Below are 12,246 nucleotides of genomic sequence, written 5' to 3'. Positions count from 1 at the left end.
AAATATAAACATTTTGCATAAATATCACTTTTGACCATTTTCTTTTCAGGAATCTTTGCTAACATCGTTCTTTGATCAAGAGCGCCCTATTCTCTGAAACGGAAATCAATTCCTGAGGAACAATTACTATGTGGAACGCCAAAGAGCTTGCCCAATCACTCAATTCAGAAAAATTCCAGGCAGAAGCAATCACTGAATCATCGCTGTCTGTCGTTGTTAAACAACATGCTGAACTTCCGATTGCGATGGTCATTCAGGATCAGTTTATGTTCGCTGAAGCAATTTTATCTCCGGTTGCTGATGTGCATAACTCCGATTTACTCAACAGAAAACTGCTGAGTGTGACGAAATATCTTTCTTTATCCAGTTTTGCAATTGAAAAAATTGATGATCAGCTGTGTTACGTGATTCTGGGTGAATCCTCTTCATCATCAACGCTGGAAAACGTTGAGCTGGAGCTGGAAACTCTGGCAAGAAACGCCCTTGAAGTTGCAGAACTCATCGAAGATCATAACCAAGAAAATGAAGGTAAATAATCATGGGTCTATTAAGTAAGTTATTCAATCTGGGTGAAGCCGGCGTCAATAAAATCGAAGAAGCTATCGATGATAAATGGGGCGTTGAAATTCATGAAGCGAATATTGCTAAAGCCCGTAAAAGACTGGTTGAAGCGCAGGATAAAGTAGATTCGGCAGAAGCCCGGGCTACCGTTCAGAAAAAAGATCTCGAAGAATATGAAGCGCAGGTTGCCAAGTATGAAAATAACCTGGCTGAAATGAAGTCTCTGTATGAAAAAGCCGTTGCTGCCGGCGAAGAAGAGACAGCAACAAAATACCGTGACTTAGGCTTTCGGGTAAAAACGGAAATCGAAAAGCTGAAAGCACAATATGCTCCTCAGATCGAAGCCTACGAATTTTCAGTGGATTCAATCCGCGAGAACCGGACTTTGATTGAAGAGATGACTGCTGAAATTTCGCAGGAAGAGCAGATGATCAAGACCGTCCGCAGCAATCAGGCCATGATCGATGTGCATAAAGCACAAACAAAGCTCAGCGAAGAGATCAAAGGCGCCTCTATTGGCGGTTCAAGTGCCGTATCTAAACTGCAGCGTCGCCAGGAAGAAGAACGCGAAAAAATGCGTATTCAGCGTGAACGTAAGCATCAGAAAGAGCGTTCACTGGAAGACGAACTCAGTGATCTGAAGAAGTCTTCAGGTGACGAGATGCCGTGGTAACATCATGATGATACTGAGAAATCCTTTGCTTCTGACTATGTTGCAACGGATTGTCGGCCAAACCCGATGGCGGCTTTTAGTCGCCATTTATCTTGGTCATTTTCTGGCAACCTGGGTACTGCTTTTTGCCTGCAACGAGCCAATCGCTAAAAACGTTTATGACTATGTTTATTTTTATGTGGTTTCCAGCTCAACGATCGGCTTTGGCGATTTATCGCCGGTCACCAATGCAGGAAAATTAGTCTTTGCCCTGTTGATTGCTCCGCTCGGTATTGCGTTATTTGCTGTTTTACTCGCAAAGCTCGGGGAACTCTACTTCATATTGAGGAAGAAAATTTTGACCGGAGAAATTGAAATTCACCACTGTCAGGACCATATCGTAATTTTTGGCTGGCAGCCGGAAAGAACACCGAAGCTTATCGATCTGATCCATGCCGAAGATAAACAAGTCGTGATTGTTTCCGATGAAGAAGGTCTGGAACATCCGCTCATTGATACCGAAATACGCTATGTCAATGTTGGCAGCTATATCACAGAAAAAGCGCTGCAACGTTTAAGTCTGGATACCTGCACCAGTGTGGTGATTAACACCGGCGATGATGCGAAAAACTATCTGGCCTGTGTCGCAGTGGATCAGTTCCTGAAAAAAATTCAGGCCGACGCCCATATCGTCGTCTATGCAGACAATGAAGATATTCAGGCATTACTGGAAAGCACCAGCCGGAAAATAGAAGTCATTTATGTTCACAAAGAACACCTGCTCTCCCGCTCTGCCCTGTTTGCCGGCAGCAGTTCATGCTCGGAAGCTTTGCTGAACCCTTATATTTCCGCCACACAGTATACGCTTCAGCTTCCCCCGGATATTGAAACCATTGACTTTCTCAAATTATCGACCGTGTTGCGTCAGCACTTTGGTGTCATCGCGATTGGTATTTCAGATAAAGATGACAAACTGGGACGGAATCTGGTACTGAACCCGAATGACACAACCCCGTTAAAAGCCGGCGATTATGTGCATTATATTGCCAATACGCCATTAGACCTTATACACAGTCAACTTGAGAGCCTGTTATGTTCAACAAACTAAAAACATTGTTTGAATTAAAGACAGATCGAATCCCTGATGTTCAGGATATGAATGAACTGGCCACCAAAGGCATTGATTTAAACAGCCTGATTAGCGTGGATTATCCATTGCTCGAATTAACCCCGTCCATGGTCTTCATTTTAGGTGACAAAACGAAGAAAGTGACCGGCAAATCAAGTACATCGGAACGGGGCGAACAGACACACCGTTTCTATACGGACGATGATTATTTCTTTCAGTTTGATTTCTTTGGTGAGAATAAACGCGAAAACCTGAACCGTCTGGCCATTTTTTCTTATTTGCTGGATGAAGGGGAAGAAATTGTTCCCGGAGATGAAGCGGCCGCAGCACGCTGGCGACAGATCATTGAAGATAAAGAGACTTTCACCTATGCCGGACAAACATACCAGCGAATTACCAGCGGTGTTCTTGGCGGACTCGAAGTGGTCGAACTTCCGGGTGATGATCTGAATACCCTGGAAAATAACTTCGCTGTATTTGCCCGCGAAATCTCTGATGATTTCTTCGAATTTCTGATCATTAACATGGAACAGGAAGTCTCAATTGATGATGACTACAATGTGTCCGGGTATGGTGATATGACCGCGACCATGGCAATCGGCGTCTCCATCCCTCACTCTCAACTAACAGTTAACCCCAATCAAGGTAAATAACCACCATGTTTAACTCTGAACATTTTAACTTAATGGAATCCCTTTCAGGCGTCCTGCCGTTCCTTGCTTATTTTGTGACTGCCGTCGTGATGACCGGGATTTTCACCTTTCTGTATACACTGTCAACTCCGCATGATGAACTGAAACTCATCAAAGAAAATAACGTCTCAGCTGCAATTTCTTTTGTCGGTGCGCTGATTGGCTTCATCATTCCGCTGACCACCGCGATGAATGTTTCTGCCAATATTGTTGATTTTGTCGTCTGGGGCATCATCGCACTGTTGGTACAAATCATTCTGTTTTACCTCATCCGTTTTCCTTTTCCAAAAGTCATTGAACGTATCAAAAACGGAGAGACTGCAATGGGTGTACTGATTGCAGGTATTTCGATCGCTATCGGTGCTTTAAATGCAACCGCGATGAACTATTAATCTGCCTGAAAACAGAGATATCAGTTCGATGACGAATTTACTTAAAAATATAACTGCGGAATTATTATGAAAAGGGAAACTATCGCCTTAGTCAGTGGCGCAGTATTACTGACAGGATGCGGAGAAGAACCACCAAAAGTCGTTTACAAAGATCCGACACCGGAACAAATTCAGGCAGCAGTCGATCAGGCACTGCTGAAACTGAACAAAGAGCAGGAAGAGCTGAAGTCATTTGTTTCTGAAATGAAAAAAACCGACCCAAATGTGGTTGATGCCCGCTACGACTATGATGCCAGCGGCGATAAAGTGATTAAGATCGCCATGGAAGATCCAAACCATACTTCTGGTCTGGTCGAATACGCGCTTCCGATTGCCACAGGCGCTTTGGCAGGATATGCAGGCGCAAGGCTGGCAAATAAGCTTCACTCTTATACCCGCCGGGGTGGCAATGGCTACGGTGATTGCGATCTGGGAGACTTGCTGACCAACGATATCGATTGCCGCCGGTACAGCCGGCCTTCATTTTTCAGCACTTATCCTTCTTATCGCTATTCAAACTGGGACCGTTATCAGACGGTCGCCCGCAAAGAGCGGAAAGTATATAGTGCGAAAACCACCCGGAAAACTGCTGCTGAGCGGGCAGGTCTGATTAAAAGCAAATCAAAAAGTCATTATTCAAAATCGACGTTATCCCAGTCGAGACAGGCTTTTTCAACCAAGCGCTCTTCAAGCCGGTCAAGCTCGATGAGCTGGGGAAGTTCCCGTTCCTGGGGCGGTTAATCGAATCGCTTCCGGAATATAAGCCGGGCTTGAAACGCTTTCAAACAGATGCTCCGGAGTCATCACTCCGGAGTGATTAAAAACATTTGCCTGCCCTTTGAAAAATTGATCATGAGAAAAATCACACTGGATGTTGTTCCGGACTATGAACAACTGGAAGATGACTGTCCACGTACCACGGCAATTGCAGCACTTCATGGCGATCAAACACCCCTGACCCCACTGGAAGATGAATTTGTATTTCCGGAAAATCAATCGGGACAGACACCGTTTTATACCTTCACCCGTGAAGAAGTCAAAGCACTGAATATCGCTTCCGAGCAGGTTTATAATTTGCTGGCCGATTCTCTCGATTTTCTTTTCGATGAGAAATACCGCCATTTGATTCCAAAGTTTTACGGCCAGGAATTCATTCAGGCCTATCCGGAATTTGTCGATTACGCCATCTATACATTTCAGAACGAACACGAAGCCATTTATGGCCGGTTTGATATTGCTTACGACTTTGAACAGGGCAAAGTGCTTAAGTTTTACGAGGGAAATCTCGACACCCCAACGATGTATTATGACAGTGTGGTCATGCAACATCATTTGCTCACCCGGCTCGGACAGGAACAGGCACAATATAATCTGCATCAGGAAAATCTGGCCAGAAATATCCGCAAAGTGTTAGGCCCGCAGGAAAGACGAATCGCTTTTTTGTGTGATACCAATATCACCGAAGACTGCATCACCACCGAGTTACTCTTCCATACGTTTAACGATCATTGTGACGATATTGTTCTGTTCTCTGATATTAACCAGCTCAGATATGACTTTTCTTCCAGCCGGAACAAATGGACACTGGATGAGATCGAAGTCGATGTGATTTTTGCGTTGTATCCGTGGGAAGATATGGTCGTGGATTTGTACGCTGAATCCCCTAATCCACTCAAAGAATGGCGGAAATGGGCAGATAAAACCCGGTTTCTCGAACCGGCATGGCGTTGGTTTATCTCAAACAAAGGCGTTTGGGCATGGCTGACTTACCTGAAAGATGTACTCGCAGCTGACGATCCGGCGCTGGCACAATTCGTCCGGGACAACGAAGCCGCATGGCAATATGTGATTCCGTCCTATATGGAAAAACCATTCTGGCTGAAAGACTATGTCCGGAAACCGCTGCAGGGCCGGATGAGTAATAACATTGGTTTCTATGAAAACGATCAGCTGACACATGAAACTGACGGATTTTATGCCGGCGATGACTGTATCTATCAGGCCATCTGCCCAACCACATCCGCAGACAACGGTGACACACGCGCGATTGTCTGTACCTGGCTCGCGCCGTGGGATCAGGGATTAGCCCTGGATATGGAATCATCCGGCATTGCCGTGCGTGAATTTACCGGTGAACTGCTTCAGGTCAAACATGAGCGGTTTATGCCGCATATTGTCACAGACTAACCAGAATCTGTTTGGGCGAATCAGCAGGATTCAGCGCTTCATCAACAGGTTCAGTTCAAGGAAAACAACCGAAGGAATGATGACGCCTTTCCCGGTTGTTTGACGCAGAAATGAACCTGTTAATGACCTCCCGAAGAGCGAGATTGATTGGCGCCTGTCCTGTGAGATATTTCAAGTATTCAAATACTTAAGATCAGAGCCGGTAAATACCACCGGATCAGTAAAAGCAGCCACATAACCATCAGGCAAATGCACTGAATGATACTGTCCTGATTTAACAACTCTGTCGCACTCAATCCATATAGCGGTACTTCCGTATTTATCCAAACCTTTACGATAATGAGCAGGCTGGTACCTGAATAAAAATAAAACATCACTCTTTTCAGCCTGAATACCAACAGCCTGATCCGGCCGGAATAATGCTGAACACCGGGTTCAAAGGTCCGGTACAAACACCAGCTCAGCCATATCCCCGTGTGCAGTAATAAGATACTGCCGCCATCAGAGATGAAAAACTCGTCCATTAAGTGGAAAACTGAAACATGATCAGCTGAATTAAGACTGGCTCCTAATAAAAGTGAAAAGCAATAAACAGTGTAGATATAGAAGCAGCCGCCTTTAATCAGAAACAGTAATTCAGTCACTGCGCGGGAAAAAAGAATCCTCCGGCATAGCCGGAGGTTTTTCATATGCGCCTATAAGGCTCTCCTACCAGCAGCGCCCTAGCAGGCGCATAGTGATCTGACATTTGCATATTACTATTACTTACGGCCCGTAAACGGGCTACCTGAATATGGGATCGACAGCTGCTCTCCCAATTTATCCTGTTCTAACTGGTGTTGGATGTAATTTTGGATCTTGCCGGTATTTTTACCTACCGTATCCACATAATAACCTCGACACCAAAATTCACGATTACGATATTTGAACTTCAAATCTCCAAATTGCTCATATAACATCAAGCTACTTTTTCCTTTTAGATACCCCATAAATCCTGAAACGCTCATCTTTGGTGGTATTTCCAAAAGCATGTGGACATGATCTACACAGCATTCTGCCTCAACAATGTTCACATTTTTCCATTCACATAATTTTCGCAGTATTTCACCAACTGCTCTGCGTTTTTCACCATAGAACACCTGCCTTCTATATTTCGGGGCGAATACTATGTGATATTTACAATTCCATCGAGTGTGCGCTAAGCTTTTTTCGTCCCCCATTGGGACCCCCTTTCAATTTTTGTTTAACTCTTGTAGTTGCCAGACCACAAGATATTTCTAACAAATTGAAAGGGGTTTTATAACTGACTTATAGCTGTAAGCTTTACGGAACCCCCAGCCTAGCTGGGGGTTTTCTATCCACAATAACGCTTCTTCCTTCCGGGTAAATACCCGCGGAAGAATAATACCAGCCCGATCATCCCTAATATGAAGATAGTCAGCTTACTTCCTGACTGTAAAAACACGGCCCGCAAATGAGTGAATGAAAAGTTACGGTGCGGGTCAAGGCTCGCAGAAAACAACAACAAAAAACAGAATGCACAGTACAGATAGAAAAACAGCCTTTTTGCCAGATAGTGCAGTTCAACAATTAACCTTGGTTTCACTGAAATTCTCTTTCTGATCCTTGTCATTCCCTCCCTCATAAAAGACATAGCCAGATGACGAAAACGAAGCGAGTAGCGAATAAACCAAAAACACCATAAGCCAAGCACGACAAACAGTGAGCCTTCCTGTCCGGGAAATTGCAGTGAACGAACTAATAACGGGAAGGCAAAATGACCATCCTGACCCAGACTATCCCTGACCAGAGTAATCAGACAAAACGCAGAATATAAATAAAAGCAATACCGTTTAAAGACTGCAGCCCACGACTTCTGCGAAATATGACTGGCTTTCTCCTGCTTTCCGGTTTTCAATTCCGGCGGTTCCGCTTGTCTCGCTGGTGTCATTGGAACAACCGGCACTACCTGCTTATTTTTTTCATCCTGAGACGTTGTATTATGAATAAACTGAAATAAGTGATGCTTCGTTTCCTGATCAACCTGCTGTGAAAAAGGAATCGTTATTTTCCAGCCCTTTGGTGTATATTTCACCGTTTCCTGACAAATTGACTGCCAATAAACCGCACCGTTTTGAACGTCGCATAAAACAATTAAAACCGGTAATGAATGGCCAAGCCAATACTCTAAGTGTGCGATGTTCCCCCGATAAACAAAGCCGGTTTCATTACTTTCACGAAACCAGGATTTCCCGGATTTAATTTGCAACGCAATTAATTCCCCGGAAGCCAGACTGTTATCTTTTATACGTTCGATATGCGCATCAATACCACAATCACTGATGGGTTGCTCACGAAATATATAACCATGTTTTTCGAACATCAGTCCCGTCAGCTGTACACCAATCCTGCTGATATTTGCTTTTTGTGAAAATTTCATATGAGTCAATAACCGGAATTTCATGCGATAACAAGTGTATTCCTCACTCATTAACGCGAACCTAACCTGATCTGAGATCAATATAATTATATAGTTATCATTAAAATCATAACACCATGATTTATCGGATAAAATGTTCATCTGAGATAAAATAAGCATCATATACCCAAACAACCTGAAGATGCGTGATTCAGCGTGCAGCCGAAAGCTACAGTTCAGGGAAAGAGAATGCAGGAATGTCCCCACCTTTCAAATTATCCTGACACCGAAATGAGCCTTTCAGCTCAAGTCCTGAAGGTGAGTTTTTCAGGCTCTGAAACGGCGTAACTGATTTTCAACGTAGAATGACTCTATCTTCAAATCAGGGCCTTATCTCAGAGCCTGAAAAATCTCACTGAAGCCTGCATCTTCAGGTTGTTTGGGCATAAATATGAAACAATAGTATCCGCTAAAGTATTGATTTATCATAAAGGATGGAAAATAAAAAACAATGTTTTTTATCTCAAAATCATACAAATATGTTAAATCATTCAAAAGAATAAAAATTGATATTAAACGAGTAAAATAAAAACTGATAATGATTAAATCAAATATATAAATAACAAAAAGGTTAATTTTTCGGGCAGAAATTCACGACTTAAAATAGATAATCAGCCATTTATCTGGCTCGTAGTATCATTGACAGCACTTTCCCCGAATATGTTACTCCTGATATTTATGCAACAAAACACTTTTTTTTCATCCTTCTGTTCCCGCAGGCCCCGTTTGCTTATCTGATAAAATTGATGATAATGAATTAAATAACAGAGCAACCTGATCCATGCATGTTTAAACATGCATGGATATGTGCGCGAATAAAGCATCATTTCCCTTGCAAAAAATAAAAACATTGAGATAATCCTGAGCCGCTCCAGCCACCTCCTGAACTGAGTCATTTTCAGGATTCTGACTTTACCGGAGATCAGTAATGTTGCGCTTTCGCAGTATACAAATGCAAATCTTACTCTCGTTCCTGGTCCTGTTGATCGCAGTGCAATGCGTCCTGTTTTATTCTATCTATCAATCCAATCTTCAGGCCCGGCAGGAACAAACGCAGCTTCGCCTCAATACGGCCAGGGCTGTGTTAAAAAATCAGTTAAGTGAAAGGCATTATTCCCTGTCAGCTTTTGCACTAACCGTCGCTAAAGACTTTGGATTAAAGCAGGCATTTCGCGAAGATGATCAAAGCTTTGTGGCAGCACTCAGCAGTCACAGACAACGGATTGCCGCAGATTTAGCTCTGGCGCTGAATAAAGAAGGCCAGTTAATCACCAAACTTATCTATGACAAAGCCACCCGAAAAACCCGCTCTGAGTTGTCGACGTCGTTACAACATGTTCCGCTTTCTTCCCATGAGCAACAGGTTTTTCATCAGAGCGATGACAAAATATATCAAACAATTCTGGTGCCGCTCAGAAGTGGCTCACAAATTATCGCATGGATAGGATTTGGCTTTGCACTGGATTCTGAACTGGCAAATCACCTGGCCGTGTTAACCGGTATGACGGTTGACCTGGCTTATTATCAGCATCAGTCTGTCGTTCCGGTGACTCCGGATGACTCATGGCTGTTGTTTGCAACCAGTAATACCCGCTTGCCGGCCAAGATAAACCACAGCGAACATTTCAGACCACTGATTGAAGCAGACAACCCGGACTATGTCTCGACATGGCGGCCAATTGGTCATATGGGTGACAAAACCATTGTGGCCGTTTTATACGACTCCCGTGATGATTTACCCGGGACACTCAAAAAACGCTGGTTCCATATTCTGCTTGTCGTGGTGGGCACTTTTGGTTTTTCTATTCTTGCTGCCTGTAAATTATCGAAAAATATTGCTCAACCTCTGCGCATATTTGCTGAAAAAACCAAACAAATTGCACAAGGTGACACACATACGACCCTGGCGGTCAACCGTAAAGATGAACTGGGTGTGCTGGCGAACGAATTTAATCTGATGAATCATGCTATTGCTGAACGTCAGGAAAAGCTGAATTTTCTCGCTTATCATTCTGATTTAACCCGTCTGCCCAATAAAAAGAAGCTTGCGGAAGATATTCATTCACAGATTCAGGCTAAAGCAGGCTCTTTTTGTCTGATTCGTTTCCGCCTGCTGGAATTTGCTGATTTAAATTACAGTCTGGGTAATGACACCGGCGATGAATTACAGATTGCCACAGCAAATCTGTTGATGCGCTCTGCTGATCACAACGCTCAGTTTTATCAGCTGGATGCATCAGAGTTTGCAGCCCTGATTCCTTTGCCGGAATCAGAAACACTTGATCCATTCAGTCGTCTCATGTCACAGGACCATGATGTTCGTTTTCACCTTCAGCATATCTCCGTCACCGTACACCGTGTTTGCGGGTACTGCTATTATCCCAGACATGGCGGGACAGCAAGAGAGCTGGTACACAATGCCGGTATTGCGCTGCAGGAAGCGCTCAAACTGAATGTTCCGGCACTTGAATTTGCGACCCGTATGGCTGATCAGGCCATCAGCCGGGTCAAGCTGACGAATGATTTGTCCGAGGCGATCCGTTCCAGCCAGCTGACCCTTTTCTATCAGCCGAAGCTGAATCTGGGCACAAAGCGGGCCGATAAAGCCGAAGCCCTGGTTCGCTGGCATCATCCGGAACGGGGTATGATTCCTCCGGATGAGTTTATTCACATTGCGGAAACCACCGGTCAGATCGATGCCTTAACGGATTGGGTATTACACGCGGCCATGGCTCAGGTTGCCCGGTGGCGGCAACAGGGCTTTTCCCTCAGCGTGGCAGTCAATATTTCAGCAGTGAATCTCAGACAAGCACTTTTTGATCAAAAGATTTTTGCGCTGTTTGAACAATATGAATTGCCCATCGACGCTATCACGCTCGAAATTACGGAAAGTGCACTCGCCGATGATCCGGAATATGCCCTTTCCGTTTTGCATCGCCTCTCTGAGCAAGGGTTAGCCATCTCGATTGATGATTATGGCACTGGCTATTCTTCCCTGTCTCAGTTGAAAAATCTGCCGGCAACTGAGCTGAAAATCGATAAAGCATTTATTCTCAACGTGGCTGAAAATCAACAGGATCAACACATTGCGATCTCAACCATCCGGCTTGCGCATCAATTTGGTTTACAAACCGTTGCCGAGGGTGTCGAAACACAAACAGCCATTGACTGGCTGACGCAATATGGCTGTGAATATGCGCAGGGCTATTTTATCAGCCGGCCGGTTCCTGCAGATGAATTTACTGAATTTCTCCGGCGACAGGACGGGAAGCACCTTTCATAAATACACCAATCACGGATGTGCATTCCCGCAGGTCTGTACACAAAAACAGATCCGGAAGAAAGAACAGTTCCGGAAACAAAAATAAGCAAGGCCCGCACTGAACTGGCGGGCCTTGCTTATTTTTCATTTCAGAAAGACTCAATCCGGTTTTTCGCGTTTCCATTGCCTTATTGATATAACCATCACTTTAATGAGGTGAAATATTTAGCAATTTTTTAACATTACCCTATATTTATTTTTACTATATCTGTTACAGGGAAACCGATGATGAAAAAATGGCTTTTAATCACTTTAGCAGCAATCCCCACCTTTGTGTCAGCAGACGGTTATGAGGACCAGCTCAACGAACTTGCACTGTCCAAAATTGAACCCATCACAACCCAACCCGATGTGATCAGCGCCATCAAAGCCCAAAACGCCAAACATGCCTCCCTGTCAGAAAGTCAGATTATTGAATTTGATAACACCTGGCGGGCACAGGTTAGTTCTTCCAACCCAGTCCTGATCAATCAGGTACTGAGCAATCCGCTGTCACAGAAGCTCAAAGACATACAAAACAATAGTGATGGCATGTTTACCGAAATATTTGTGATGGATAACAAAGGGCTGAATGTCGGCCAAAGTTCGATGACCTCAGACTATTGGCAGGGTGATGAAGCCAAATGGAAAGAAACTTATCTGAAAGGACCAAAAGCCGTTCATATCAGTGAAGTCGAAGAGGATGAGTCAACTCAGACGTTTCAGTCTCAGGTCAGCATGAGTATCACTGACCCGTCCAGCGGACAGGTTATCGGGGCAATTACTGTCGGTGTGAATGTCGAAGAACTCTAAG

General features: G+C 44.1%; 12 protein-coding genes. 9 read left to right on the top strand and 3 right to left on the bottom strand.

The window, feature by feature from the left end:
- Positions 1 to 128: 128 nt before the first annotated feature.
- From OC443_RS21225 to OC443_RS21195, 7 genes are all read left to right on the top strand, one after another.
- The gene (locus tag OC443_RS21225; RefSeq protein ID WP_073586117.1) at positions 129 to 536 is read left to right on the top strand and encodes a DUF2170 family protein; all 408 of its coding nucleotides are present in this window, start codon (positions 129 to 131) and stop codon (positions 534 to 536) included.
- A 2-nt stretch (positions 537 to 538) separates the two neighbouring features.
- Positions 539 to 1,234: a PspA/IM30 family protein gene (locus OC443_RS21220; protein ID WP_073586118.1), complete on the top strand. Its 696-nt coding sequence runs from the start codon at positions 539 to 541 to the stop codon at positions 1,232 to 1,234.
- Positions 1,235 to 1,238: 4 nt separating this feature from the next.
- On the top strand, positions 1,239 to 2,321 hold the full coding sequence (locus OC443_RS21215) for a potassium channel family protein (protein WP_073586119.1): 1,083 nt from the start codon (positions 1,239 to 1,241) through the stop codon (positions 2,319 to 2,321).
- A complete protein-coding gene (locus tag OC443_RS21210) occupies positions 2,306 to 2,995 on the top strand; it encodes a DUF2491 family protein (protein ID WP_073586120.1) in 690 nt (229 codons plus the stop codon). Before OC443_RS21215 ends, OC443_RS21210 begins: the two co-directional genes overlap by 16 nt.
- A 5-nt stretch (positions 2,996 to 3,000) precedes the next feature.
- Positions 3,001 to 3,426, top strand: a complete 426-nt coding sequence (locus tag OC443_RS21205) for a DUF350 domain-containing protein (RefSeq protein ID WP_073586121.1) — start codon at positions 3,001 to 3,003, stop codon at positions 3,424 to 3,426.
- 66 nt (positions 3,427 to 3,492) lie between these two features.
- Positions 3,493 to 4,206: a hypothetical protein gene (locus OC443_RS21200; RefSeq protein ID WP_073586122.1), complete on the top strand. Its 714-nt coding sequence runs from the start codon at positions 3,493 to 3,495 to the stop codon at positions 4,204 to 4,206.
- Between the two features lie 111 nt (positions 4,207 to 4,317).
- On the top strand, positions 4,318 to 5,652 hold the full coding sequence (locus OC443_RS21195; protein WP_159440380.1) for a glutathionylspermidine synthase family protein: 1,335 nt from the start codon (positions 4,318 to 4,320) through the stop codon (positions 5,650 to 5,652).
- Between the two features lie 179 nt (positions 5,653 to 5,831).
- Here the strand turns inward: OC443_RS21195 and OC443_RS21190 are convergent, their stop codons facing one another.
- From OC443_RS21190 to OC443_RS21180, 3 genes are all read right to left on the bottom strand, one after another.
- Positions 5,832 to 6,176 carry a hypothetical protein gene (locus OC443_RS21190; RefSeq protein WP_143169436.1) on the bottom strand — a complete coding sequence of 115 codons (345 nt, stop codon included), beginning with the start codon at positions 6,174 to 6,176 and terminating at the stop codon, positions 5,832 to 5,834.
- A 237-nt stretch (positions 6,177 to 6,413) separates the two neighbouring features.
- Complete coding sequence (gene tnpA / locus OC443_RS21185) at positions 6,414 to 6,872, bottom strand: IS200/IS605 family transposase (RefSeq protein ID WP_262021637.1); 459 nt, start codon at positions 6,870 to 6,872, stop codon at positions 6,414 to 6,416.
- 134 nt (positions 6,873 to 7,006) lie between these two features.
- Complete coding sequence (locus OC443_RS21180; protein WP_234976469.1) at positions 7,007 to 8,092, bottom strand: DUF4365 domain-containing protein; 1,086 nt, start codon at positions 8,090 to 8,092, stop codon at positions 7,007 to 7,009.
- Positions 8,093 to 9,059: 967 nt separating this feature from the next.
- Here OC443_RS21180 and OC443_RS21175 point away from each other — a divergent pair.
- Both OC443_RS21175 and OC443_RS21170 read left to right on the top strand, forming a co-directional pair.
- A complete protein-coding gene (locus tag OC443_RS21175; RefSeq protein ID WP_083601801.1) occupies positions 9,060 to 11,414 on the top strand; it encodes an EAL domain-containing protein in 2,355 nt (784 codons plus the stop codon).
- A gap of 264 nt (positions 11,415 to 11,678) precedes the next feature.
- Entirely contained in the window at positions 11,679 to 12,245 is a 567-nt protein-coding gene (locus OC443_RS21170) for a hypothetical protein (protein WP_073586423.1), read from the top strand.
- Position 12,246: the final 1 nt, after the last annotated feature.

The sequence above is a fragment of the Vibrio quintilis genome (assembly GCF_024529975.1).
GTDB classification, from domain to species: Bacteria; Pseudomonadota; Gammaproteobacteria; order Enterobacterales; family Vibrionaceae; genus Vibrio; species Vibrio quintilis.
The sequence above is the reverse complement of the archived record's forward strand: the minus strand, read 5'-3'. Positions and strand labels throughout refer to the sequence as shown.